We start from the raw sequence: 24345 nt of genomic DNA, 5'->3' as shown, positions 1-24345 counted from the left end.
GCCGGCTCGCGCGGGCGATGCGGATGCAACGACGCGGCGACGACCCGCACACGACCTGCCGACGGCCGCGCAACGGCACGGTGCAGCCGGTTGGGCCTACTTCCAGGCGTGGATCGTGCCGCTGTCGTCCAGCAGGTAGAGGTAGCCGTCGGCCACAACCGGCGGCAGGCTGACCGGCTGGCCGACATCGGCGAAGAGGCTCGCCGAGCCTTCGCCCGCGCTCACCTTCCACACCTCGCCGCGCGAGCTTGCCACCCACAGGTTGCCGCCGGCGAGCACCGGGCCGGTCCAGAAGATCGGGCCCTTCTTGTCTTCCACGTCCTTGTAGGCCTGGAGCTGGGTGATCCAGCGCACCCGACCGCTCGACCGGGCGATGGCGAGCAGGCGCGCATCGTCGGTCAGGGTGAAGATCCACTCGCCCGCGATCGCGGGGGTGGAGATGCCGGCGAGGTTCAGTTCCCAGATGCGCTGGCCGGTGACCAGTTCATAGGCCGCCATGCGCCCGCCCTGCCCGAGCGCATAGACGCGGCCCGAATCGATGATCGGGTCGGCGTCGATGTCGGTGATCGAGCCCACGGTGGTCGAGATGTTGGTGCGCGCCAGCGCGTCCGACCACAGCACGCGGCCGTTCTCGTAGCGGTAGGCGGTGAGCTCGCCGCTCGAATAGCCCGCGACGATCGTGCCCTGCCCGGCGGCGGGTGCGGCGACGCCGAACACGCCCGACTGGGTGTTCGATCCGCTCTCGTCCCAGACCAGCGAGCCATCGTTGATGTTCAGCGAGATCAGCTGGTTGTCCTGCGTCATCACGAACAGCTGGCCGAAGGCGATGGTGGGCGAACCGCGCAGGGGACCTGCCGGCTTGACCTTCCACAGCACCTCGCCGGTGTCGGCGTTCACCGCCTTGACCTCGCCCACACCGTTGGTGGCGTAGAGCTTGCCCGCCTCGTAGCTGACCCCGCCGCCGAAGGCCGAGGGGGCCTGGTCCTTGGTCATCTCGTCATCGCCGCGGGTCCACAGGCGCGCGCCGGTGTTCTTGTCGAAGGCGACGATCACGCCGTCGGTGCCTTCCGCGAAGAGCTTGTTGCCCCCCACCACCGGTGCGGCGGCAAGGCGCATGCGGTTGCTCGAACCGGCGACCCGCGCGGTCCAGACCTTCGCGGGATTGTCGGCCAGCGCGAGGTGACCGTAGGACTTGCCCGCCGCCCCGCCGACCTGCGCCCATTCGGTGTTGGCGCGCTGCGGGGGCAGCACCACAGAGATCGAGGCGAGCGCGGGATCGACCTCGGCCCCGCTCTCGATCCGCGAGAGGATCGGCACGCGGTTGCCGACGGTGGGCGTGACATCGTCATCGTCACCCCCGCCGAACAGGCCGCCCTTGCAGCCGGTCAGCCCCGCGGTCATCAGGCCCGCGAGCAGCGCGGCGCGGGCAAGTTTCGTGTTCATCATCGAAGTAGCGTCCAATCCTCGTCCTATCGGGGCGCGGCGGTGCTGCCGTCTTCCCCGCCCGCTTGCGCGACCCCCTGATCCTTGAGCAGTTTCTCCACGTCCACCACCGCGTCGACGCCCATCAGCCCGGCCATCTGGCGGGCGCGGCTGCGCAGGGTTTCCGGCTGTTCCTCGTCCTTGGCGATGGCGGCGAAGATGCGGCCCGCCTCGGCGCGGTTGCCGCCCTCGAGATGGGCCATCGCCACCAGTTCGCCGGCGCTGCCGAAGAAGGGATTGCCGGGCTTGGCGAGATCGCCGAGCTGGGCGATCACGTCGGACGGCTTCATCCGGTCGAAATTGATGCTGATCTCGCGGATGCGCGCCAGATCGCGCAGCACCGGCGGCGCCTCTTCATCGGTTGCGATCGCCTTGTAGAGCGTGCTCGCCTTGGCATTGTCACCCGCCTCGAGCGCCGCGCCGGCCTGCATGAACCGCGCCGAGGCGCGCGCGCCGGGCGAGGTGTCCTCGCCGAGCAGGCCCGCGACCTTTTCCGATGCGGTCTTGAAATCGCGCTGTTCGGCATAGTCGAGCGAGGAGATCAGCGCCTCGGACTGCCGCTCCAGATCCTGTTCCGCATAGTGATCCCAGACGAGATAGCCGCCGAGACCCGCGATGCCGAGGCCGATCACGCCCAGCACCTTCAGCCCGTGATCGCGCAGGAAGGTGAGCACGGCATCCTCGCGCACCGCCTCGTCGATCTCGCGGATCAGGACTTCGTCCTCGCGCGAGGGCGTGGAGCCTTCTGGGATGGTGGTCGGAGTGCGCGCCATGGGGCCTTGGTGTTCCTCGGTTGGTCGTGCGCCGCCATGTGGTGACGGGCAGCGCGCTCTTTAGGCAGGTGACGCCTCTCGTGCAATGGCACCGGCCAAATGGCCCGGGGCAATTGAACGGGGGATGAAGCGATCTGCGCAGGTTGGCAGGTATCAGAAGCCCCGCCCCATCGCCCCGGCATAGACCGCCTCGTAGGCGGCGCGCATGGCGGCGATGTCGAACAGGGCACGGGCGCGCGCGGCGTTGGCCGCGCCAAGAGCAGCGCGCCGCGCCGGATCGGCGCCGAGGGCGACGAGGCTTTCACCGAGCGCGCGGGGGTCGCCCGGCGAGGTCAGCAAGGCGGCGTTTTCGGGCGCGAGGATGTGGCGGATGTCTCCCACGTCGGGCGCGGCGACCGGCAGCCCCGCCGCCATCGCCTCGACCACCGACAGCGGGAACTGCTCGGAGGCCGAGGAGAGCGCGAAGATGTCGAACAGGCCGACCGCTTTGGCGGGGTCGACGTTTCCGGGCAGGTGAACGCGCGCAGCGATGCCCAGCGCCTCGGCCTCGGCGAGGATCGCCCCGCGCTCCGGCCCCTCGCCGCAGATCACGAGGTGCCAGTTGGCGGGGAGGTTTTCGAAGGCGGCGACCAGATCGGGCAGCCGCTTGACCGGGCGCAGGCCGGCGAGCGTGCCGACCCAGAATTCCCCCTCGCACTTGCGGATCGGCAGCGCGACGGGATCGGGCGCGGCGACGAAGGCGGCGGTGTCGATGCCGTTCGGGATGCGCCGGACGCGGGCTTCGGGCTGGCGCCAGACCTTGCGGGCGATGGTCTCGAGCGCGGTCGAAGGCACCACCAGCGTCGCCGCCCGCCCCAACGCAGCGCGGCGGTAGAGGTTGCGTTTCGGGTCGAGCCGCTCGGCCTCGTCCTCGTTGAAGCCGTCCTCGTGGTGGACCAGCGGCGGCAGGCGATAGGCGGGCGCGAACAGGCGGTGCGCCATCACCGCGTCCATCGCGCCCCAGTTGTAGGTGCACACGAGGTCGTAGCCCCGCATCGCCCGCGCGATTCCCGCCAGCCGCCACGGGGTCGGCTTGCCGGTGAGCGGGGGGAAGTCCTGCGGATAGGCGACCGGCACGCCCGGCCCGATCAGCGCGGCGGCCGCCATTGCCTGCGGCTCGGCGGAGACGACGGTGTGATCGAGGCGCGGCCCCCAGGCGTTCATCAGCCGGGCGCAGCGCACCTCCTTGCCCCCGGCGCTGAAGGTCGAATGCAGGTGCAGGACGCGGGGGCGCACCCCCGGGGCCTGGTTCACTCCACCCCGTCCAGCAGTTCGAGGATCGCCTCCCGCACCTCGGACTCGTCGAGCGTCGGGGCGTGGCCCACGCGCGGGACGGTGATGGTGCGCATCTTGGGGTTGCGCATGCCCATCTGCTTGACCGTGTCGGGGGTGATGAGATCGGACAATTCGCCCCGCACCAGCAGCATTGGGACCCCCGCCAGCGCCTCGAAGGCGAGCCACAGGTTGGGCGGCGCGGCATTGCCGGGCTTCCCGAAAGGCTCGGCGATGGCCATGTCGTAATCGAACACGATCCGCCCGTTCTGGCTCACCACCATCGTGCGCTTGGCCATCTCGAGCCACTGGTCGAGCGTGTAGTCGGGGAAGGCCGCCCCATGCGCCTCGGCAAGGCCCCGCGCGGCGTGGACCCAGGTCGGGAAGCTGCCCCCCTGCCCGACATAGCCCGAGATGCGCGACAGCCCCTCGGCCTCGACCACCGGGCCGATGTCGTTCATCACCACCGCCGCCATTCGCCCGGGCGCGCCCGCGGCCATCAGCATGGTCATCAGCCCGCCCATCGAGGTACCCACCGCCACGAAGCGGGTGATCCCCTGCTCGGCGAGCAGCTTTTCCACATCCTGGACATAGGTGACGGGCGAATAGGTGTCCGAATCCGGCGCATAGTCGCTCATGCCCCGACCGCGCATCTCGGGCACGATCACCCGGCGGGTCGTGGCCAGCACCTCGGCGAGGCTGGCGAAGTCGCGCGAATTGCGGGTGAGGCCGTGCATGCACAGCACCGGCAGCCGCTCCCCGCCGTCGGGGCCGGGATAGTTGCGGTAATGCAGATCGAGCCCGTCGCTGCTGGTCCAGAAGCGGTCTTCGTAAGTCGCGGCCATGAGCCCTGGTCGTTCCCCGTGATGCTGCGGGCGGCGCGCCTTGCGCCCGGCCCAGCTTGCGCCCACTATCGCGGGATGAGCGATGCTGTGCAACACCCCGATTTGCCCCCGACCTATCACGCCGATCCCGCGATCCTCGCATTGGCGGGCTGGCTGGGGGACATGGTCGCACCCGCCGACTTCCCCGAGACCCGCATCCGCTTCCGCAACGACCGCGCGGCGGCGGGCGTGGGGCTGGCGGAACTGCCGGATACGCAGTGGGCTGCGCATTTCGGGCGGTTTGCGCCCCTGCCGGACAACCTGCCCCACCCCCTCGCCCTCAGGTATCACGGGCACCAGTTCCGCGTGTACAACCCGGAAATCGGCGACGGGCGCGGGTTCCTCTATGCCCAGATGCGCGATGCAGGCGGGCGGTTGATGGACCTCGGCACCAAGGGTTCGGGCCAGACCCCGTGGAGCCGCTCGGGCGATGGCCGCCTGACCCTGAAGGGCGCCGTGCGCGAGATCCTCGCGACCGAGATGCTCGAGGCGCTGGGCGTCAACACCTCGAAGACATTCAGCGTGATCGAGACCGGCGAGAGCCTGTGGCGGGGTGACGAGCCATCGCCCACCCGATCGGCGGTGCTGGTGCGCCTCAGCCACTCGCACATCCGCATCGGCACCTTCCAGCGGCTGCTGGCGCTCGAGGCGGCGGACGAGATGGAGCAGTTGATCGACTACTGCCTCGCCCACTTCCCCGGCCCGCCCCCGCCCGAGGACGCGCCGGGCCGCGACGAACCCGCGATCCGGCTGATGCACGCCGTGGTCGAGCGCATGGCCGATCTCGCCGCGAGCTACATGGTGGCAGGCTTCGTCCACGGGGTGCTCAACACCGACAACATGAACATCACCGGCGAAAGCTTCGACTACGGCCCGTGGCGCTGGCTGCCCGCGTGGGACCCGGGCTTCACCGCCGCCTATTTCGACCACGCCGGCCTCTATGCCTTCGGCCGCCAGCCTGAGGCGCTGCACTGGAACTGCGGGCAGCTCGCCGTCGCGCTGCGCCTCCACGCCGAGACCGCGCCGCTGGTCGCCGCGCTCGAACGCTTCGGGCCGCTCTACATGGCGGCGGTGGCGCGGCGCTGGTGCTGGCGGCTGGGGGTGCAATCGCAGGGGGTGGAGGCCGACACGCAGCTCGTCGCCGCCTGCGAGCAGGCGATGCGCGAGGGCGCGCTCCAGCCCGATGCCTTCTTCTTCGCCCACCGCGGCGGGCGCGGCGATGCCGCCGGGGCGCTCGGCGAGGTGCTGGCGTCCTATGCCCCGGTGGCCTCCGATCACCCCTACTGGTCGGACCCCGCCCCGCAATCCATGCTGATCGAGGAGGTCGAGGCGATCTGGGCCGCCATCGCCGAAGGCGACGACTGGGGCCCGCTCCGCGCCAAGGTCGAAAGCCTCCGGCGCATGGGCGAGGCCCACGGGGCACCCCCCGTTCCTGCGGGTCATGCGTAGCGGGCTTCCCCCTATCTTTTCAGAGACAACCGCGATAGTGCCCCAGACACACGGGAGCAGGGCACAACGGGCATATAGCGCGAGCGTGAGCGAGAACATTCTCATCTCCTACGAACCCGCGAGCGGCGAGGAGCTGTGGCGCGGCGCGGTGTCCGATGTCGATGCCGCGGTCTCGGCCGCGCGCCGCGCCTGGGCGCCCTGGGCCGCGCGCGCGCTGACAGACCGGATCGAGATCCTTCGCGCCTTCGCCAACACCGTGCGCCGCGACGCCGACATGTTCGCCGACCTGATCGCGCGCGAGGCGGGAAAGCCCCTGTGGGAAGCCCGCAACGAAGTCGACGCGGTGGTGAACAAGGTCGACATCTCGGTCGGCGCCTATGCCGAGCGGACCGGCAAGAAGAAGCTCGACGCGGGCGTGGGTGCCAGCGCGGCGCTGCGCCACAAGCCCCACGGGGTGATGGCGGTGCTAGGCCCCTACAATTTCCCCGCGCACCTGCCCAACGGCCACATCGTCCCCGCCCTGATCGCGGGCAATGCGGTGCTGTTCAAGCCCTCTGAAAAGACACCCGCCGTGGGCGAGGCGCTGGTCGCCGCCTTCCACCGCGCGGGCGTTCCGGAGGACGTGATCCAGCTGGTGATCGGCGGGCCGGACGAAGGCAAGGCGCTGGTCGCCCATCCGGGGATCGACGGGGTGCTGTTCACCGGCTCGGCGCAGGCGGGGATCGCCATCAACCGCAAGCTCGCCGCCAATCCGGGCAAGATCGTCGCGCTGGAAATGGGGGGCAACAATCCCATCGTCGTGACCGACACGCCCAAGCTCGCCGATGCCGCCGCGATCATCGTCCAGAGCGCCTTTGCCACCGCCGGCCAGCGTTGCACCGCGGCGCGGCGGCTGATCGTCAAGGACAGTGTCTACGATCCGCTGATGGCTGAACTCGTGCCGCTCGCACGGAAGCTGATGGTCGGCGATCCGCTGGGCGAGCCGCAGCCCTTCATGGGGCCGGTGATCGACAACGAGACCGCCGAGCGGCTGATGGAAAGCTTCGTCGCGCTCATCACAGCCGGGGGCCGGGCGCTGCTCAACATGCGCCGCGCGGTGCCCGATCTGCCCTTCCTCAGCCCCGGGATCATCGACGTCACCGACGTGCCCGAACGCCCCGACATCGAGCTGTTCGGGCCGCTTTTGCAGGTGATCCGGGTGCCCGATCTGGACGCGGGGATCACCGAGGCGAACAACACCCGCTTCGGCCTCTCGGCCTCGCTGATCGGCGGCTCGCCCGACGATTACGGGCGCTTCTGGGCGAATATCCGCGCCGGGATCATCAACTGGAATTCGCCGACCAACGGCGCCTCGTCCAAGGCGCCATTCGGCGGGATCGGGTTGTCGGGGAACCATCGCCCGGCGGCCTATTACGCCGCCGATTACTGCGCCTATCCGGTCGCCAGCACCGAGATGGACCAGCCGCGCGCGACGATCAACGTCGGCCTCAGGCCCTAGTTCGCGCGGTAGACCAGCGTCACGCCGGTCAAGGCGTGGGGCGCGGCGCGGACATGGGCGACGAGCTTTTCCGCACCCTTGCCGCTCGCCGCGATCGCATCCCCCTGGCGCTGAGAGGTCAGCCCGGCGCGCAGGGCCCGGGCGTGGTGATATTGCAGCACGTCCTCGCGCGGCGCGGCGGTGAGGTATCGGACGATGCGCAGGCGGCACCCCGGGCCGTCCGAGCCTCCGGCCTGCTGCACCATGCCGCGCGGCGGAAGGGCGGCGGCAGGCGGCAGGCTGGCCGCGAGCGCGAAATCCTCCGTCAGCCCCGCGGCGCAAGGCCCAGGTGCGCCGACCGCCGCTAGCAGATCGGCCGCGCCCGACATCGGGCCGAGCGCCTTGCCCCCGCTCTCCTGCGCCAGCGGCAGATCGGGGATCGGTCCGCTCTCGAGCAGTTCGAGCCGCAGCGCTTCGCGCGCGGCTTGGGCATCGGCGCTGCTCGCGGGCAGCACCGGCAGGGCGGTCGAGTCGGCAAAGCCGATGGCGGCATTGGCCTCGTTGCGGGCGGCGAGATCGGGATCGCTCATCAGCGGATCATTGAGCGCGCGGGCGATCACCGGGTCGCGGTCGATCAGCGCCGCATCGCGCGCGGCCTCGCCCTCGCCGGAGGAGCAGGCGGCGAGCATCAAGACGGCCGGAAGGATCAGGACAGGGCGCATGATAGCCCCCATGCCACGGCGATGGTTAACCGGCCCTTCACCCGCGCGCATGAAAACGCCTCCGGCATCCTGCGACACCGGAGGCGCTTTCCGCACCGGCCCCAAAGCCCGGCGCGCTGGCGGCCCCTGGTGGGAAGGACCGCAAGTCGATTTCGTTCATCTATAATGGTTCGAAACTGAACGAATCGGCAGCAGGTTCGACAGCCGCCGTTCAGTGATCGCTCTTCTTGCGCCCCGCGCCCGGTCCCCCTAACGCCGCGCGATCATGAGCACCCCTGCGCCCGCCCCTGCCGTCGCCACGCCGCCTGCCTCGGGCCTCGCGCCCGCGATCGGGGCCTATCTGATCTGGGGCTTCCTGCCGCTCTACCTGATGCTGGTCCGGAGCGTCCCCGCCTTCGAATTCGTCGGCTGGCGGATCATCTGGACCTTGCCGCTGTGCCTCGCCATCGTCGCGGTGCGCCGCCAGTTTCCCGAGCTCCTTGCGGCACTCAAGTCCCCGAAGAGCCTGCTCGCCCTGCTGGCGAGCAGCGTGCTGATCGGCGGGAACTGGTTCATCTACGTCTGGGCGATCATGGCGGGCGAGGTCTATGCGACGAGCCTCGGCTATTACCTAAACCCGCTGCTCAACGTGCTGCTGGGCACGCTGTTCCTCGGCGAGCGCCTGTCGCGCCGGCAGTGGGTGGCGGTGGCAATCGCCTCGGTCGCCGTGGCGCTGCTGGCGGCGGGCGCGGTCACGAGCCTGTGGATCAGCCTCAGTCTTGCCCTGAGCTTTGCGCTCTATGGCCTTGTAAGGAAACAGGTTGCCGTCGGCTCGCTACCCGGTCTCACGATCGAGAGCGCGATCCTGCTGCCGGTCGCAGGCGCGGTGGTCGCGTGGTATGCGGCCGGACCGCAAGGCTCCGCCTTCGGGCAGGATGCGGCGATGAGCGCGCTGATCGTCTTCTCCGGCGTCGTCACCGCCGTCCCCCTGCTGATGTTCGCGATCGCCGCGCGGCGGATGGATTACTCGACGCTCGGCTTCATCCAGTACCTTGCGCCGACCATCGTCTTCATCCTCGGCCTGACCGTGTTCAAGCAGCCCCTCGCGCCCGCCAAGCTGGCGAGCTTCGTGCTGATCTGGGTGGCCGTGGGCGTGTTCGTGTGGGACCTGTGGGCGAGGCGGCGGGCGGGCTGACCAACGATCCGTTCGTGTCGAGCGAAGTCGAGACACTTGCCACAGCCTCTCGACCACGCTCGAGGCGAACGGGCTCAGGTCAGCCCAGGAATTTCCACCCGATCGTCTGCCCACCGTGCCAGGGGACGATCTCCTCGCCTGTCACGTGCAGCACCGGCGGCACCGCCACCTCGGCGCGTTCGAGCGTCACGCTCTCCTCGTTGACGGGGAGCTTGTAGAAGGCCGGGCCGTGGAGCGAGGCGAAGCCTTCGAACCGGTCGAGCGCGCCCTCCTCGTCGAAGACGGTGACGTAGCTCTCGAGAGCATAGGGCGCCCCGAAAATCCCCGCGCAGCCGCAGGCGCTTTCCTTGTCCTTCCTGAGGTGCGGCGCGGAGTCGGTGCCGAGGAAGAACTTGGGATTCCCGCTCGTCGCGGCCGCCCGCAAGGCCAGCCGGTGCGTCTCGCGCTTGGCGACGGGGAGGCAGTAGTTGTGCGGCTGGATCCCGCCCACCAGCATGGCGTTGCGATTGATGTGGAGGTGCTGCGGGGTGATGGTCGCGGCGACCTGCGGCCCGGCGGCGGTCACGAAGTCCACCGCGTCCGAGGTGGTGATGTGCTCGAACACGATCCTGAGTTTCGGAAAGGCCGCAACAATGCCGCGCAAGTGCCTCTCGATGAATTCCTTTTCCCGGTCGAACACGTCGACCGAGTGATCGGTGACCTCGCCGTGGATGCACAGCACGATGTCCTCGGCCTCCATCCGCGCGAGCACGGGATAGAGCTTCTCGACATTCGTCACCCCCGCAGCCGAATTGGTGGTGGCGTTGGCGGGATACATCTTGGCGGCAGTGAACACCCCCTCGGCCGCGCCGCGCGCGAGATCGTCTGCGTCGGTGTTGTCGGTGAGGTAGCAGGTCATCAGCGGCGTGAAGCGCACGCCCTCGGGCACCGCGGCGAGGATGCGCTCGCGATAGGCCGCGCCCAACTCGGTCGTCGTCACCGGCGGGGTGAGGTTGGGCATCACGATCGCCCGGGCGAACTGGCGCGCGGTGTAGGGCACCACCTCGCGCATGATCGCGTTGTCGCGGAAATGCAGGTGCCAGTCGTCGGGGCGGCGGATGGTGATGCGGTCGGGGGATGACATCGACAAAGACTCCGTTCGGGCTGAGCTTGTCGAAGCCCTGTCCTGCTTGCGGGTTGGCGGGCCAATAGAAGAAAATGCAGCCCTTCGACAAGCTCAGGGCGAACGGTGATTGATGCGGGTGGCCGCGCAACCTACTTCAACCGCATGGCAACGCACCTCTCCTCCCGCGCGCTCGTCCGCCTCTCGCCCCTCGACGAGGGCGAGGACGTCGCGGCCTTCCTCCAGGGCCTCGTCACCAACGACGTCATGGGCCCGCTGCCCTGCTATGCCGCGCTGCTGAGCGCGCAGGGCAAGCACCTGTTCGACTTCCTCGTGTGGCGCGATGCGGCAGGGCTGCTACTCGATTGCGAGGCCGCCCATGCCGACGAGCTGGTCAAGCGCCTGTCGATGTACCGCCTGCGCCGCAAGATCGCCATCGCGCGCGACGAGAGCCTCGCGGTGCACTGGAGCCCGGAGCCGCAGGAGGGGGCCGTCGCCGATCCGCGCCTGCCGGAGCTTGGCCACCGCTGGCTCGCCGCTGCCGAAGGCGGGAGCGCCGATGCCGAATGGCTGGCGCACCGCCTCGCCCTCGGCGTGCCCGAGGGGCGGGCCGAGATGGGCGACATCCTCTGGCTCGAAACCAATGCCGTCGAACTCAACGGCGTGAGCTTCACCAAGGGCTGCTATGTCGGGCAGGAGAACACCGCGCGGATGAACTGGCGCCAGAAGGTCAACCGCCGGCTGGTGGTGGTGCCGCTCGCCGCCTCGGACGAGGCGCGGCGCACGGCGGCCCATCCCGATCTCGGCCTTGCGGTCGATCACCTGAGGGTGGAAGGCCTCGATCCCGCCACGCTGCCCGCATGGCAGGGTGCAGGGGTGGCGGCGCCCGAGGGCTAGCCCGGCTGATGCTCGGCGAAGCTCGTCTCGAGCATCGCCGTCGCCCGCTCGCGCGCGGCATCGCGCGGCAGGCCGAGCGACTTGGCCAAGGCATCGCCGATCAGCGCGTCGCCAAGCGCCAGTAGAACCAGGCTCAGCGTCTCTCGGTGCATCCGGCGGTCGGCGATATGCTCCGGCGGCTCGCCCGGGGCGAGCTCGTCGAGCAGGTCGTGGATCGTGCCGATGATCGGGTCGAGCGCATCCTCGTTGCCGGTCAGCAGCATCCAGCTCGTCAGCGCCCCCGCCCCTTCGCGGTCGAAGGCGTCGAAGGCCAGATCGACCACCTCGCGCGGGTGGCCGAGCCCGGCGCGGCTGGCATGGACGGCCTCGCGGATGGTCTCGCACACCGTGCGGGCGAGATGCTCGGCGAGCGCCTTCTGCAACCCCGAGGCCGAACCGAAGTGGTGCAGCAGGTTCGCATGGGTGCGCCCGATACGCGCCGAGACCGCCTTCAGGGTCACCGACTGCGGCCCCGTCTCGATCAGCAGCGCACGCGCGGCCTCGAGCGCGGTGCTGCGCGATTCTTCCGGAGTCAGTCTTTTTCTGGCGACCATAGGGCTGCGGCACTAGGGGATTATGCAGGCACGGACAAGCCGCCCGCCCCCGGTTCAGGCGGCGCGCTGGCTTGCGATCGCCTCCTGCCCCAGCAGGCGGCGGTACTGCACCGCATCGACCTCGGCCCCGCGCCCGCACGACCAGCGCGGCTCGACCCGGCCCGTGGGCTCGAAGCCGAGCTTGCGCAGCACCCGCCCCGAGGCCGGATTGTCGAGGAAGTGTGCGGCGGTGAGGACCTCGTGGCCGAGCGTCGCGGCGATCTCGAGCACCGCTGCGCCGGCCTCGGTCGCATAGCCCTGCCCCCAGTGCTCGCGGGCGATCCAGTAGCCGAGCTCGCACTCGCCGGGATGGCTGCTGCCGGCATCGCCCGGCTGGCCGATGCCGATGCAGCCGATCGCTGCGGCATCGGCGGCGCGGGTGATCAGGAAACGCGGATGGAGCGGATCGGCGGGCATCGCTGCGAATTCGCGCGCGTCGGCCTCGCGATAGGGCCACGGCGCGCGCGCCAGGTTGCGCACCACGCCCTCGTCCGCAATCCCTGCGAACAGCGCCTGCCAGTCCTCGGGCCAGATCGGCCGGAGCAGCAATCTTTGACTGCGATGGAACACGAGAACTCCCTTCCTCGCCCCGCGGCGCCTCTAGGGCGACCGCATGACAATTTTAAGGCCGCGAAACATTATGATTCCGCAGCTTTTCGAGGGAGAACGCGAAAAAGGGAGACAGACCCCCTCGGCTGAGGACGGTCCTGTCTCCCTCGTCTGGTCGGTCTTTCACCGACCGGGACCGTCCTTTCGGACGACCCCTTTATCGAATCGTCCGCTTATTCTGCGGCTTCGGCCATGGCGTCCACGGAGACGTATTTGCGGCCGAGCTTGCCCGCGTGGAATCGGACCACACCGGCTTCGAGCGCGTAGAGGGTATGGTCCTTGCCCATGCCCACGTTGACGCCCGGGTACACCTTGGTCCCGCGCTGACGGATGATAATGTTGCCGCCGATCACTTCCTGACCGCCGAACTTCTTCACGCCGAGACGACGACCGGCCGAATCACGACCGTTGCGCGACGAACCGCCTGCTTTCTTGTGTGCCATGGCTCAGTCGCTCCTTATTCGGCCGACGCGGCCGCTTCGGCGGCCGGGGCTTCGGTCTTGGTCTTCTTGGCGGCGGCCTTCTTGGCCGGCTTGGCGGCTTCGCCAGCGCCCACGGCGGTGATGCGCAGCAGGGTCATCTGCTGGCGGTGGCCGTTCTTGCGGCGATAGTTGTGACGGCGGCGCTTCTTGAAGACGACCACCTTCTCGCTCTTGGCCTGGGCGATGATCTCGGCCGAGACGGTCACCGACTTGGCATCGGCGAGGGTATCGCCTTCACCGGCCAGCAGGACATCGCCCAGCGTGATCGTGTCGCCGGCTTCGCCTGCGAGCTTTTCAACGGCAATCTTGTCTCCGGCGGCAACCCGATATTGCTTGCCGCCCGTGCGCACTACAGCGAACATGGCTCTAAACTCTCTTGTCTTACGCGGTGACCGGAACAGGTGGTGACGCCCACAGGAACCGACCAGCAATGCGGGGCTTGCGCAAGTGCAGCCCCGTAAAGGATGCGTGCCGTTAGGGGAAAGGCGGGCCCAAGTCAACGCCCCAGCCGCGCCCGCGCCGTCAAAAAGTCGCACCCCTGTTTCCGTAAGCACGCTTTGCCAGCATCGAGTGTCATGCTAACAAGACACGGGATCTTTATGCGTTCACGACTGACAAAATCCGTTGCTCTGGCTGCGCTTGCTGCGGGCCTTGCCGCCTGCGCGGGGGGCGACGGCGACTATCCGTCGCTGGCGATGCGCCCGTTCGAGAGCGGCCCCGCGCCCGCGACACCCGCCGCGCCCGCGCCGATTCGCCCCGTCACCCCGCCCGCCCGCCTCGCCGAGCTGCGCGAAGCCGCCGCAGCCTCGCACGCGGCCTTCCTCGCACGGGAAGACGATGCCGCGCGACTCGCACGCGCCGCCTCCGGGCAGCCGTTCGAGAGCCGGGCACGGGCCTCCGCGCTGGTCGCGCTCGCCGATCTCGATGCGCAGCGCGGGCGGACCGCCGGGACGCTCGCCGCGCTCGACGCGCTCGCCGCAGAGGCCGCCGCCGCGCTCGGCCCGGACCCGGCGCTCGTCGCGCTTCAGAGCGAAGTGGCGGCGAGCCTTGCCCGCGAGGATGCGGGCATTGCGCGTTTGTGGGAGACGATGGGATCATGAACCTCGCGTGCAGCACCTGCCCGGTCAAGGAAACCGCCGCCTGCGCGGTGCTCACCCCTGAGGAACGCGACGCCATGGCCGCCGCGGGGCGCACCCGCGTGTTGAAGCGCGGCGAGATGCTGTTCGCCGCGGGCGACGAGGAGGCCGCCTGCGCGACGCTGCTGACAGGCGCGCTCAAGGTCTCGGCGATTGACCAGGATGGGAACGAGCAGATCCTCGCCCTCGTCCACCCCGCAGGCTTCATCGGCGAGCTGTTCGCGCCTTTCGCGCATCACGACGTGGTGGCACTGACCGAAAGCCGGTTGTGCACCTTCGCGCGGCGCGACATCGAGCGGGCGATCGAGGATTACCCTGCGCTTGCCCGCGCGCTGCTGCGCCGCAGTCAGGCGGACCTGCTGGCGACCCGCAACCTCCTCGAGCTGACCGGCCATGCCAGCGCCGAGGCGCGGCTTGCCGCCCTGCTCCACGATTTCGCGGCGGCCGCGAGCGAGAGTTCGTGCCATCTCGCCAAGTTCTTCGAACTGCCGCTGACCCGCGGCGAGATCGCCAACATGCTCGGCCTCACCATCGAGACCGTGAGCCGAAAGCTCGGCGAGCTGGAGGACATGGGCGCGATCAAGCGCGAGGGCAAGCGCGGCATCGCGCTGCGCAATCCGGAACTGCTGCACGAGATTTCGGGACGTTGAGAGCCCAGTTCCGTTCGTGCTGAGCTTGTCGAAGCACTGTCCTTTTCTTCAGACCTCGTCTCGAAAGAAGAGCAGCCCTTCGACAAGCTCAGGGCGAACGAAGGTGGTTCTCATCCGAAACAAACCGCCCACCCCGACTCCCCACCCGGCAGCCATACCCTGACGGTACACTTGGCGGGCCGGATGGAGAGACGGGACGGGCGCGTTGAATTCAGGAAAAGTTGGGGCGGCAGCGGGGGGAGAGGAGCCGCCGCCCCTAGGGGAGAGCCTTTCAGGCCACCACGGCGGCGATCACCGCCACCGCAAGGCCCCAGATCACCAGAAGCACCGGCAGGATCAGCACCTGGATGGCGGCGTCGCGCGGCGCGAGGCGCCCGGTGTTGGTCATGATCCCGCGCGTCTCGAACTCGCCGAAGGTCTGCGGCGCGCTGGCATTGCCTGCCAGCCGCGTCCAGATCGCCGGAATGCCGAAGCCCGCGATGATGAACAGCACGAAGATCGCCATCGGGATCGCGAGGACGGGGTTGGCGAAGGCGCTGCCGACGATCACCAGAAAACCGAGATAGCCGGCCACGGTCGCCCCGTAGAGCGCGGTGGGCAGGCCGAAATTGCGGTCGACATCGACCTGGTGGCGGACGGGTGCCGCTTCGGGCAGCTCGACGACGCGCGCGTCGCCGCGGGCGATGAGATCGTGGACGATGTGGCTCATGGTGATCCTCCTGATGTTGGAAGGAGAATTACCGGTGCGGGGGCGCGCCTGCTTTGATCGCGGTCAAATCACGTCTGCCAGCGCGCAAGATCCCTGTGATCCTGTTCGCGCGGCTCGATCCAGTGCCATTGGCCCGCGCGCTTCTCGCGCTTCCAGAACCACGCGGCGCTCTTGAGGTGGTCCATGCAGAAATCGACCGCGTCGATCGCGTCGCGGCGGTGGAGCGCGGCGGCCGAGACGCAGACGATCGGCTCGCCCGGGCGCATCAACCCGACGCGGTGGACCATCAAGAGGCCCATCAGGGTGAATCGGTCGAAGGCGCGATCCGCCAGGTCATGCATCCCGGGCAGGGTCAGGGGCTCGTAATGGGTGAGCTCGAGCGCCTCGACCCCGTCATCGAAGCGCACTTCCCCCACGAAGGTGCACACGCCCCCGAGGCCGGGGTTGGCATTGGTGAAGGGCCCGATCAGCGTGCCGGGGATGAACATCTGCGGCAACAGGCGGATATCGCGCATCATCCCCCCGACACCGGCGGGAGCAGGGCGATCTCGTCGCCCTCGCCGGCCCGCAGTGCGCCCTTGTCCGCGAGCAGCGCGCCGTTCAGCGCCACGCGGTTCCTCGGATCGTCCGCCGCCTCGGCCAGCGGTCCGGGAAGCGCCGCCTTCAGCCCCGCCCAATCGAGCGGCGCCGCGAGCGCCAGCGAAGGCGCGCCCGCAAGGTCGGCAAGCTTGCCGAGGAACACCACCGTCACCACCGGCCCCTAGCCCCCCGTCATCGACATGTGCCGCGCCAGCGCCGGGGCCGCGCCGCGCTGGTCCATGCGGAAGTGGTGCTTCTCGGGCTTGATCCGTAGCGCCTCGTCGAGCGCGGCGGAAAGGTTCGCCTCGGGCGCATCGGAGCGCAGCGCCGCGCGCAGATCGACCCGCTCGCCTCCGCCGAGGCAGGGGTAAAGCTGCCCCGTGGCGGTCACCCGCAGGCGGTTGCAGCCCTCGCAGAAATTGCCCGTGTGCGGCGTGATGAAGCCCAGCCTGCCGCCGGTCTCGGCAATGTCGACATAGCGCGAGGGCCCGCCGGTGCGGTGCGCGCTCTCCGTCAGGGTCCAGCGCCGCGCGAGGCTCTCGCGCACGGCGTCGAGCGGGAGATACTGGTCGAGCCGCTCCTCCTCGACGTCGCCCAATGGCATCACCTCGATCAGGGTCACGTCATGGCCCTGCCCGTGACCCCAGGCGATGAGATCGGGAAGCTCGTCCTCGTTCACGCCCTTGAGCGCCACGGCGTTGAGCTTGACCTTGAGCCCCGCCGCCTTGGCCGCGGCGATGCCTTCGAGCACCTGCGGCAGGCTGTCGCGGCGGGTGAGCTCGGCGAACTTCGCGCGGTCGAGCGTGTCGAGCGAGACGTTCACGCGCCGCACCCCCGCCTTCGCCAGCGCCTCGGCATGGGCCGCGAGCTGCGTGCCGTTGGTGGTGAGCGTCAGCTCTTCCAGATCATGCCCCAACCGGCGGCCCAACGCCGTAAACAGATCGACAATGTCGCGCCGCACCAGCGGCTCGCCGCCGGTGATGCGGATCTTGGTGACCCCGCGGGCGATGAAGCCGGTGGCGAGTTCGTAGAGCTCTTCGAGGCTCAGCACGTCCTTCTTGGGCAGGAAGGTCATGCGCTCGGGCATGCAATAGGAGCACCTGAGATCGCAGCGGTCGGTGACCGAAAGCCGCAGATAGGTGATGCGGCGGCGGAAGGCGTCCACCAGCGGCCGCGCCGTGCCCAGCTCGGGGAGCAGGATCAGATCGGGCTTGCGGGGCGAAGAGAGCGGCACGGCGTCATTCATCGCACACGAGATACTGGCCTGTCACCCCCGGCGCATTTGCCAAAAATCGCAGCGTCTCTGCGAGCGCCCCGCCCTCGCGGCCGGCAACGACATTGACCCGCCTGGGCGCCGCCTCGCGCGCCAGATCGCGGGCAAGCGCGAGGCGCCAGTCGCGGTGGTCGGGCCCGGCGGGCGGCAGCACGATGGCGAGCGCGGCGGTTTCCGGATCGGCCAGCAGGGCGCGGGCGGCTTCGAGGTGGAAGGCCATGAAGGCCCCCGCGGCATCGAGCGCGCCTTCGGGCAGCAGGCCGACCTCGAGCTGCCGCTGCATCCGCTCAGCCCCCGTGTTCCGGCCGCCGTTCGCGGTGGAGGGTGATGCCGATCTGCTCGTCCGCCTCGGCGATGGCGAGCTTGACGATCTTGACCGTCACCGCCTGCACCTTCGCATCCTGCACGAACAAGGTCTCGCAGATGTGGTCCGCGACCGCCTCGATCAGCTTGAAGTGCACGCCCGCGGGCAGGCCTTCGGAGGCGGCGAACTTCAGGTCCATGTAGTTCTTCGACGCATCGAGCGGGGTGTCGGGCTCGTAGCGATCCGCCACCGCATAGCGCGCCGCGACCGAAATGCGCAGCGGCTGGGGCTTGCCGGTCTCCTCGGAATAGATGCCGGTCAGGACATCGACTACGAGATCGTTGACCTCAAGGGTAAGCGAGTCGGTCATGTTCTCTGTTTTCTGCCCCAATTGAAGCATTCCTCCACGCATCGGGCGTGAAACTCTTCTTCATCCCCCACTGTGATTCCGAGACGCCTAGCACCGTCGGCAAAACCCGAAAGAGCATCTTCACCTAGCGTGCCGGTTCCAAGATTCTCGCGATTCACGCAGATCGCCGTCAGCAGCGGCAGGCCCTGCGTGCGACATACATCGAGCAGGGTATCGAGATGCCCTTTGGGACCGTTCATTTGATGCCGAGCATGACTCCATTCGACCCCGCTGGCGGCCGCCAAATCGCCATAGGTCGTAAACTTGCCCTCGATTGCACGCACTTTCAGGTGCTCAAGCGACAGCTCGAAGCTTAGCTTTTGCTTGACCTGCCGGCGCCTAGCTCGCTCGGCCACTATGGCAGCGTAGTCGGGATGGTCAGTCCTCCCGGCCTTCTCGAAATTGCTTGCCCAGCTTTCGATCTGGGAATCGGTCTTGTTGTCGAACCTCATGGATTGCTCCATCTGGCGAAGATTGCGGTCGGCAGCAGCCGCCCGCCTTCCCCGTCCTCGCGCACGGCCAGATCGCCGTGCTCGATCACGCCGGGGAGATGGCCGAGCGCCTCCTCGAGCAGACCCGCGATGGCGAGGCTGCTCATCCGCACGGCATAGACGGTGAGGAACAGGAAGCGGCTGTCCCCGTCGAGCAGGCGCGCGCAATCGGTGATGAGGCCGGGGAGGTGTTCCTCCAGCCGCCATACTTCGCCCTCCGGCCCACGGCCGAACTTGGGGGGATCGAGGATGATCCCGTCATAGCGCCGCCCGCGCCGCACCTCGCGCGCGGTGAACTTGGCGGCATCGTCGGTCAGCCAGCGGATCGGGCGCGCCTCCATGCCCGAGAGTGCGGCGTTCTCGCGCGCCTGGGCGACGGATTTCTTGGAGGCATCGACATGGGTGACCTTGCCGTGCCGCGACAGCGCCAGCGTGCCGAGGCCGGTGTAGCCGAAGAGGTTCATCGTCTCGGCCGCGTCCATCCCATCGAGCTGCGCGCGCATCCAGTCCCACACCGGGGCCATGTCGGGGAAGAACTGCAGGTGGCGGAAGGGCGTGGGGCGGGCGGTGAAGCGGACCTCGTTCCACGAAAGCTCCCAGCCCTCGTCGGGCAGGCGACCGGTGAACTGCCAGCGTCCGCCGCCATCCTCGTCGGAGCCGGGAATGAACTCGCCCGCGGCCTGCCAGTTGTCGCGGCGCGGCTGCCAAAGGGCCTGGGGTTCGGGGCGGATGAAGGAATGGGGGCCGAAGCTCTCCCACTTGCGCCCTGCGCCGCTGTCGAGGAGGCGGTAGGAATCCCACCCAGCGCACTCCATCACCAGCGGTTGCTGGACGAGGCGTGCCATCACGCCTGCGCGCCGGCGGCGTGGGCCAGCACGTGATCGCGGGCGGCGGCGTAATCGCCGGCCAGTTCGGTGAAGCTCTCCGCCCGTCCGAACAGGTCGCCGACCCGCGCCGGGAGCGCCGGGCGCATGCCGATGGCGCGCTCGACCGCGTCGGGGAACTTGGCCGGATGGGCGGTCGCCAGGGTGACGACGGGCACGCGCGGATCGATCGAACCGCCCTTCACCGCATCGCGCGCCGCCGACAGGCCTACTGCCGTGTGCGGATCGATGATCTGCCCGCTGGCCTGCCAGGCCCATTGCATCGCCCGCGCTGTCTCGATCTGGTCCGCGCGGAAGGCGGTGAAGAGCTCCTTGATGCCGGTGCTCTGGGCATTTGTGAGCCGCATCGCCTTCGACGCCTCGAAGCCGCGCATCTGTTCCGCCAGCGCCGCCCCGTCGCGCCCGCCCGCATCGAACAGCAGCCGCTCGAAATTGGAGCTGACCTGGATGTCCATCGAAGGCGTGATCGTGGGCGTCACGCCGCCGGCCGAATAGTCCCCTTCGTTGATCGCGCGGCGCAGGATGTCGTTGACGTTGGTGGCGACCACCAGCACCTCGATCGGGAGGCCCATCTTGGCGGCGACATAGCCGGCAAAGACATCGCCGAAATTGCCGGTGGGGACGGAATAGGCCACCGTCCGGTCGGGCGCGCCAAGCTGGAGCGCGGAGGCGAAGTAATAGACCACCTGCGCCATCAGCCGCGCCCAGTTGATCGAGTTGACCGCGCCGAGGTTGAGCACGTTCGCCACGTCCGGATCGGTGAACATCCGCTTCACGTGGGCCTGCGCGTCATCGAAGCTTCCTTCGATGGCGAGGTTGTGGACGTTGGGCGCGCGCACCGTGGTCATCTGGCGGCGCTGCACCTCGCTCACCCGCCCCTTGGGGTGGAGCATGAAGATCTCGGTCCGCTTGCGCCCCGCGACGGCATGGATCGCGGCCGAGCCGGTGTCGCCGCTGGTCGCCCCGACGATGGTGAGGCGCTGGTCACGACGTTCGAGGAAGGTTTCGAACAGCCGCCCGAGCAGCTGCAGCGCGATGTCCTTGAACGCCAGCGTCGGCCCGTGGAACAGCTCGAGCAGCCAATGCTGCTCGTCGAGCTGCACCAGCGGGGTCACTGCGGCATGGGCGAACTGGCCGCCATAGACATCCCGACAGATCGCGGTGAGCTCGGCCTCGGTCAGGGCATCGCCGATGAACGGGCGCATTACCGCGACCGCGACTTCCCAGTAGGCGCGTCCGCGCAGGGCGCGGATCTCGTCCTCGGTGAAACGCGGCCATTCTGACGGGACATAGAGCCCCCCGTCGCTGGCGAGCCCAGCCAGCGTCACCCCTTCGAAATCGAGCGCCGGTGCGCTTCCCCTGGTCGATACGTACTGCATGGGGGACAGCGCCTACCCGCGACGCCGCCTTAATGCCAGCACGTAGATGACAAGCGCGGTCAGGGCGAAGAAGAACCATTGCCCGGCATAGGCGAGGTGGTTGTTGGGAAGGTCGCCCGGATCGGGCTTGCCCATCGGCTGGAGGCCAGCGACCGGCGGATCGGCGACAAGGCGCGGACCGGGGGCGATGATGCCGGTGATCTCGCCTCCGGTGAAGGCGGGCGTGGCGAGATCGCGGCTGAAACCGAGATCGACCGTGACGGCGGCATCCGGACCGACCGCGCAGGTCGCGCGCTGAACCCAGCCCTTCTCGCCCCGGGCCGAGGTGCCCGAAACGGCAGCGATGTCGCTCACCTTCGTGCAGTCGAACCGGCTGCGGCGAAACAGCACGCCCTCGCCGCCGCCACCTACCGGGAAATCCACCGCCTCGCTCGATGCTGCCACCGCCTCGTAGTTGGCGATCAGCGCCTCCTTCTCGGACCGGCGCCCCAGCTGCCACACCCCCAGGGCGATCATGGTGCCAACCGCGGCGAGCACGACAAGCGTCGCAAAGAAGGGCAATGGGCGGCTCATGGCTGGCGTTCCTCGAATTGGTGGTAAACCCACATCGTCTTGTAGAGCCTGAGCCCGCCGATCACCGTTGCCACGGTCACCGGCCCCCAGAACAGAAAGGTCGCCCACAGCGGCGGGCGCAGCCATTCGTCGACCGCGAGCGCGGCAAGGATCAGCACCAGCGCCAGCAGCATCGTGACCACGCCGACGAAGCGTCCGCCCCGCTCCAGAGCGAGGAAATCGAGCCCGCAGTTCGCGCATTCGTCCGCCAGCCCCGCGGGTGCAGAGAAAAGCGTCTTCGATCCGCAGCGGGGGCACAAACCGGAAAGGGCAGCCGAGACGAGTCCCGGCTGCCCCTTCTGATCACGCGGACCGGATGGCCCGTGCCGCATCAGTGATATTCGGCACCCCAGCCGCCCCACACGTAGACGGCGACGAAGAGGAACAGCCACACCACGTCGACGAAGTGCCAGTACCACGCGGCAGCCTCGAAGCCGAAGTGCTGGCGCGGGGTGAAGTGGCCGAGATAGGCGCGGTAGAGGCAGACGGCGAGGAAGATCGTGCCGATCAGCACGTGGAAGCCGTGGAAGCCGGTCGCCATGTAGAAGGCCGAGGAATAGGTGTTCCCGCCGAAGCCGAAGGGCGCGACACTGTATTCGTAGGCCTGGATGCAGCTGAACAGCACGCCCAGCGCGATCGTCGCCCACAGGCCCTGCTTGAGGCCCTGGCGGTCGCCGTGGATCAGCGAGTGGTGCGCCCACGTCACCGTGGTGCCCGAGCACAGCAGGATCAGCGTGTTGAGCAGCGGCAGCGCGAAGGGATCGAGCACCTCCATGCCTTCCGGGATGAAGGCGGCGATGGCGCCCTCGGTGCCGAACAGGCTGGTGGTCGCGCCGGTCGCGTGGTCGAATTCAAGCGGCGTCGGGAACAGCGCGAAGTCGAAGAAGCTCCAGAACCAGCCGACGAAGAACATCACCTCCGAGGCGATGAACAGGATCATGCCGTAGCGCATGTGGAGCTGCACCACCGGAGTGTGATCGCCGCGCTGGGCTTCGATCACGATGTTCTTGAACCACATGAAGAAGGTGGCGATCAGGCCCGCAAGGCCTGCCCACATGACGAAGCTGGCCGAGGCCCCGAACAGGTCGGGGTGCCAGCTCAGCACCATGCCGCTGGTGAAGGTCAGCGCCGAGATCGAGCCGACGAGCGGCCAGATATCGGGTTCGAGAATGTGGTAATCGTGGTTTGCCTTGCCAGCCATGTGGTCGTTCCCGTCCCTGGGTTTAGCGGATCAGTTCGTGCCCGAGGACGCCGGGCGGGCCGGGTCCTTCGCGCGGTGGAAAGTGTAGCTCAGCGTGATCTGCTCGACACCCTTCATGTTCGGGTCATCGAGTGCCGCCGGATCGACGTAGTAGAGCACGGGCATGGTCACTTCCTGCCCGGGCTGCAACGTCTGCTCGGTGAAGCAGAAGCACTGGATCTTGTTGAAGTACTTGCCGGCCTGTTCGGGCTCGACGTTGAAGGTCGCCATACCGGTTACGGCCACATCGCTGTCGTTGCGGGCGATGTAGGTCGCGATGTCGCGCTCGCCGATGGTGACGGTGTCGGTCGCCTGCGCAGGGCGGAAGGTCCACGGCATCCCCATCGCCGTCGTGGCGTCGAAGCGGATCGAGATTTTCTGCCCCGTGGCGAGCGAGGCGGCGCGGGCGGCGTCGCTCTCGGTCGCCTGCATGGTCGTGCCGCCGAAGCCGGTGACCTGGCAGAAGAGGCGATAGAGCGGCACCGAGGCATAGCCGAGGCCGAGCATTGCCAGCGCGCCCGCAAAGGCGAGCAGGCCGACGCGCAGGTTGCTGCGCGCGGTTTCGATGCTGACGGGCGCGGCGCTCGCCATCAGCCCTGCCCTCCGATACGGACCATGGTGATGGCGTAGAACAGGATCACGAAGAACAGCAGCGTTCCTGCGACCACCAGATTGCGCGCCTTGCGGCGGCGCAGGAATTCCTTCTCTTCCTCGGGGGTCATGCAATCCACCCCTGATAGGCCGCGACGCGGTCGGCAACCAGCGCGGCGAACAGCACGAAGAGATAGACGATCGAGAACTTGAAGAGCGTCTTTTCCGGCGTCATGGCGTCGACCTCGGCGCGCATCCGGGTGAAGACCGGCATGGCCAGCACCACGAACAGCGCAGAGAGCACCACCGCGACCGAACCATAGATCCAGCTCGTGCCGCCGATGGCCCAGGGGGCGATGGCGATGGGTGCGAGCACCAGGGTGTAGAGCATGATCTGGTTGCGGGTCGCCTTCTCGCCCGCGACAACGGGGAGCATCGGGATGCCGACCTTGGCGTAGTCCGACTGCACGAACAGCGCGAGCGCCCAGAAGTGCGGCGGGGTCCAGAAGAAGATGATCGCGAAGAGGAGGATCGGCATCGCCGTCACCTCGCCCGTCACCGCCACCCAGCCGATCAGCGGCGGAAAGGCCCCGGCGCCGCCGCCGATGACGATGTTCTGCGGAGTGCGCGGCTTCAGCCACATGGTGTAGATCACCGCGTAATAGATGATCGCGCCCAGCAGCAGCGCCGCCGCGAGCCAGCCCACCGCAAGGCCCATCAGCACAATCGACACGCCCGACAGGAAGATGCCGAAGTCGCGCGCATCCTCGCGCCGCATCCGGCCGCCCGGAAGCGGACGGTTCATGGTGCGCTTCATGCCGGCGTCTATGTCGGCTTCCCACCACTGGTTGAGCACCGCCGAGCCACCGGCGCCCATCGCGATCGCCAGGATCGCGGTAAAGCCGATCACCGGATGGATCGAGCCCGGCGCCGCCAGCACGCCGCAGATCGCGGTGAAGATCACCAGCGTCATGACGCGCGGCTTGGTCAGCGTGAAGAAGTCACGCCATTCCGTCGGCATCGTCGCGGCAGTCTGGGGTGCGGTGCTGGCCATTCTCTCGTTTGCTCTAAGGGCAAGGAGCGCGAGGTCACTG

31 protein-coding genes are annotated in these 24345 nt (G+C 68.6%); 6 read left to right on the top strand and 25 right to left on the bottom strand.

Annotated elements, in window-relative coordinates; all coding sequences use genetic code 11:
* Window positions 1-96: 96 nt before the first annotated feature.
* From CBR61_RS07675 to CBR61_RS07660, 4 genes are all read right to left on the bottom strand, one after another.
* A complete protein-coding gene (locus tag CBR61_RS07675) occupies window positions 97-1446 on the bottom strand; it encodes a PQQ-binding-like beta-propeller repeat protein (RefSeq protein ID WP_088913832.1) in 1350 nt (449 codons plus the stop codon).
* A gap of 23 nt (window positions 1447-1469) precedes the next feature.
* Entirely contained in the window at window positions 1470-2255 is a 786-nt protein-coding gene (locus CBR61_RS07670) for a tetratricopeptide repeat protein (RefSeq protein ID WP_088913831.1), read from the bottom strand.
* Window positions 2256-2408: 153 nt separating this feature from the next.
* Entirely contained in the window at window positions 2409-3548 is a 1140-nt protein-coding gene (locus CBR61_RS07665; RefSeq protein WP_233996913.1) for a glycosyltransferase, read from the bottom strand.
* Window positions 3545-4411, bottom strand: coding sequence for an alpha/beta fold hydrolase (locus tag CBR61_RS07660; RefSeq protein ID WP_088913830.1), 867 nt, complete (start codon window positions 4409-4411; stop codon window positions 3545-3547). Before CBR61_RS07660 ends, CBR61_RS07665 begins: the two co-directional genes overlap by 4 nt.
* Before the next feature lie 75 nt (window positions 4412-4486).
* On the opposite strand from CBR61_RS07660, the gene CBR61_RS07655 reads away from it, so the two are divergent.
* Together CBR61_RS07655 and astD are read left to right on the top strand one after the other, a co-directional pair.
* On the top strand, window positions 4487-5899 hold the full coding sequence (locus CBR61_RS07655) for a protein adenylyltransferase SelO family protein (RefSeq protein WP_088913829.1): 1413 nt from the start codon (window positions 4487-4489) through the stop codon (window positions 5897-5899).
* Window positions 5900-5984: 85 nt separating this feature from the next.
* The gene (astD, locus tag CBR61_RS07650) at window positions 5985-7397 is read left to right on the top strand and encodes a succinylglutamate-semialdehyde dehydrogenase (RefSeq protein ID WP_233996911.1); all 1413 of its coding nucleotides are present in this window, start codon (window positions 5985-5987) and stop codon (window positions 7395-7397) included.
* On the opposite strand, the gene CBR61_RS07645 is transcribed toward astD, so the two are convergent.
* Window positions 7394-8098, bottom strand: a complete 705-nt coding sequence (locus tag CBR61_RS07645; RefSeq protein ID WP_157696530.1) for a hypothetical protein — start codon at window positions 8096-8098, stop codon at window positions 7394-7396. The two genes, astD and CBR61_RS07645, sit on opposite strands and share 4 nt — an antisense overlap.
* 265 nt (window positions 8099-8363) lie before the next feature.
* Between CBR61_RS07645 and rarD the strand changes: the two genes are divergently transcribed.
* Window positions 8364-9272, top strand: a complete 909-nt coding sequence (rarD, locus tag CBR61_RS07640; RefSeq protein ID WP_088913826.1) for an EamA family transporter RarD — start codon at window positions 8364-8366, stop codon at window positions 9270-9272.
* Window positions 9273-9351: 79 nt separating this feature from the next.
* On the opposite strand, the gene pyrC is transcribed toward rarD, so the two are convergent.
* Entirely contained in the window at window positions 9352-10395 is a 1044-nt protein-coding gene (pyrC, locus tag CBR61_RS07635) for a dihydroorotase (RefSeq protein WP_088913825.1), read from the bottom strand.
* A 144-nt stretch (window positions 10396-10539) separates the two neighbouring features.
* On the opposite strand from pyrC, the gene CBR61_RS07630 reads away from it, so the two are divergent.
* Window positions 10540-11271, top strand: coding sequence for a YgfZ/GcvT domain-containing protein (locus CBR61_RS07630; RefSeq protein WP_088915519.1), 732 nt, complete (start codon window positions 10540-10542; stop codon window positions 11269-11271).
* Here CBR61_RS07630 and CBR61_RS07625 read toward each other — a convergent pair.
* From CBR61_RS07625 to rplU, 4 genes are all read right to left on the bottom strand, one after another.
* Entirely contained in the window at window positions 11268-11864 is a 597-nt protein-coding gene (locus CBR61_RS07625; protein ID WP_088913824.1) for a TetR/AcrR family transcriptional regulator, read from the bottom strand. The two genes, CBR61_RS07630 and CBR61_RS07625, sit on opposite strands and share 4 nt — an antisense overlap.
* A gap of 54 nt (window positions 11865-11918) precedes the next feature.
* Window positions 11919-12452, bottom strand: a complete 534-nt coding sequence (locus CBR61_RS07620) for a GNAT family N-acetyltransferase (protein WP_233996910.1) — start codon at window positions 12450-12452, stop codon at window positions 11919-11921.
* 233 nt (window positions 12453-12685) lie between these two features.
* Window positions 12686-12955 (bottom strand): 50S ribosomal protein L27, encoded by a 270-nt coding sequence (gene rpmA / locus CBR61_RS07615; RefSeq protein WP_088913822.1) that lies wholly within the window; start codon window positions 12953-12955, stop codon window positions 12686-12688.
* Window positions 12956-12969: 14 nt separating this feature from the next.
* Window positions 12970-13356, bottom strand: coding sequence for a 50S ribosomal protein L21 (gene rplU / locus CBR61_RS07610; protein WP_088913821.1), 387 nt, complete (start codon window positions 13354-13356; stop codon window positions 12970-12972).
* 237 nt (window positions 13357-13593) lie between these two features.
* Here rplU and CBR61_RS07605 point away from each other — a divergent pair, with 237 nt between their 5' ends.
* On the top strand, window positions 13594-14094 hold the full coding sequence (locus CBR61_RS07605; protein WP_088913820.1) for a hypothetical protein: 501 nt from the start codon (window positions 13594-13596) through the stop codon (window positions 14092-14094).
* Complete coding sequence (locus CBR61_RS07600; protein ID WP_088913819.1) at window positions 14091-14780, top strand: Crp/Fnr family transcriptional regulator; 690 nt, start codon at window positions 14091-14093, stop codon at window positions 14778-14780. The genes CBR61_RS07605 and CBR61_RS07600 overlap by 4 nt, the downstream gene beginning before the upstream one ends.
* A gap of 271 nt (window positions 14781-15051) precedes the next feature.
* Here the strand turns inward: CBR61_RS07600 and CBR61_RS07595 are convergent, their stop codons facing one another.
* From CBR61_RS07595 to CBR61_RS07530, 15 genes are all read right to left on the bottom strand, one after another.
* Complete coding sequence (locus CBR61_RS07595) at window positions 15052-15489, bottom strand: hypothetical protein (protein WP_088913818.1); 438 nt, start codon at window positions 15487-15489, stop codon at window positions 15052-15054.
* 68 nt (window positions 15490-15557) lie between these two features.
* Window positions 15558-16004, bottom strand: a complete 447-nt coding sequence (locus CBR61_RS07590) for a molybdenum cofactor biosynthesis protein MoaE (RefSeq protein WP_088915518.1) — start codon at window positions 16002-16004, stop codon at window positions 15558-15560.
* Window positions 16004-16240 carry a MoaD/ThiS family protein gene (locus tag CBR61_RS07585; protein ID WP_233996908.1) on the bottom strand — a complete coding sequence of 79 codons (237 nt, stop codon included), beginning with the start codon at window positions 16238-16240 and terminating at the stop codon, window positions 16004-16006. The genes CBR61_RS07590 and CBR61_RS07585 overlap by 1 nt, the downstream gene beginning before the upstream one ends.
* Before the next feature lie 9 nt (window positions 16241-16249).
* Window positions 16250-17314 carry a GTP 3',8-cyclase MoaA gene (moaA, locus tag CBR61_RS07580; RefSeq protein ID WP_088913816.1) on the bottom strand — a complete coding sequence of 355 codons (1065 nt, stop codon included), beginning with the start codon at window positions 17312-17314 and terminating at the stop codon, window positions 16250-16252.
* Entirely contained in the window at window positions 17307-17624 is a 318-nt protein-coding gene (locus CBR61_RS07575) for a Rossmann fold domain-containing protein (RefSeq protein WP_088913815.1), read from the bottom strand. Before CBR61_RS07575 ends, moaA begins: the two co-directional genes overlap by 8 nt.
* A 4-nt stretch (window positions 17625-17628) precedes the next feature.
* Window positions 17629-18015: a dihydroneopterin aldolase gene (locus tag CBR61_RS07570; protein WP_088913814.1), complete on the bottom strand. Its 387-nt coding sequence runs from the start codon at window positions 18013-18015 to the stop codon at window positions 17629-17631.
* Window positions 18012-18506 carry a hypothetical protein gene (locus tag CBR61_RS07565; protein ID WP_088913813.1) on the bottom strand — a complete coding sequence of 165 codons (495 nt, stop codon included), beginning with the start codon at window positions 18504-18506 and terminating at the stop codon, window positions 18012-18014. The genes CBR61_RS07570 and CBR61_RS07565 overlap by 4 nt, the downstream gene beginning before the upstream one ends.
* Window positions 18503-19390 (bottom strand): class I SAM-dependent methyltransferase, encoded by an 888-nt coding sequence (locus tag CBR61_RS07560; RefSeq protein WP_088913812.1) that lies wholly within the window; start codon window positions 19388-19390, stop codon window positions 18503-18505. Before CBR61_RS07560 ends, CBR61_RS07565 begins: the two co-directional genes overlap by 4 nt.
* Window positions 19390-20808, bottom strand: a complete 1419-nt coding sequence (gene thrC, locus CBR61_RS07555; RefSeq protein WP_088913811.1) for a threonine synthase — start codon at window positions 20806-20808, stop codon at window positions 19390-19392. Before thrC ends, CBR61_RS07560 begins: the two co-directional genes overlap by 1 nt.
* A 12-nt stretch (window positions 20809-20820) precedes the next feature.
* Window positions 20821-21381, bottom strand: a complete 561-nt coding sequence (locus tag CBR61_RS07550; protein ID WP_088913810.1) for an SURF1 family protein — start codon at window positions 21379-21381, stop codon at window positions 20821-20823.
* A complete protein-coding gene (locus CBR61_RS07545; protein ID WP_233996906.1) occupies window positions 21378-21752 on the bottom strand; it encodes a DUF983 domain-containing protein in 375 nt (124 codons plus the stop codon). The genes CBR61_RS07550 and CBR61_RS07545 overlap by 4 nt, the downstream gene beginning before the upstream one ends.
* Entirely contained in the window at window positions 21752-22621 is an 870-nt protein-coding gene (locus CBR61_RS07540) for a cytochrome c oxidase subunit 3 (protein ID WP_088913808.1), read from the bottom strand. Before CBR61_RS07540 ends, CBR61_RS07545 begins: the two co-directional genes overlap by 1 nt.
* Window positions 22622-22651: 30 nt before the next feature.
* Window positions 22652-23251 (bottom strand): cytochrome c oxidase assembly protein, encoded by a 600-nt coding sequence (locus tag CBR61_RS07535; RefSeq protein ID WP_088913807.1) that lies wholly within the window; start codon window positions 23249-23251, stop codon window positions 22652-22654.
* Complete coding sequence (locus CBR61_RS17230) at window positions 23251-23382, bottom strand: hypothetical protein (RefSeq protein WP_267890710.1); 132 nt, start codon at window positions 23380-23382, stop codon at window positions 23251-23253. The genes CBR61_RS07535 and CBR61_RS17230 overlap by 1 nt, the downstream gene beginning before the upstream one ends.
* Window positions 23379-24305 carry a heme o synthase gene (locus CBR61_RS07530; protein WP_088913806.1) on the bottom strand — a complete coding sequence of 309 codons (927 nt, stop codon included), beginning with the start codon at window positions 24303-24305 and terminating at the stop codon, window positions 23379-23381. Before CBR61_RS07530 ends, CBR61_RS17230 begins: the two co-directional genes overlap by 4 nt.
* Window positions 24306-24345: the final 40 nt, after the last annotated feature.

The organism is Porphyrobacter sp. CACIAM 03H1 (genome assembly GCF_002215495.1).
In the GTDB taxonomy this organism is placed as follows: domain Bacteria; phylum Pseudomonadota; class Alphaproteobacteria; order Sphingomonadales; family Sphingomonadaceae; genus Erythrobacter.
The sequence above is the reverse complement of the archived record's forward strand: the minus strand, read 5'-3'. Positions and strand labels throughout refer to the sequence as shown.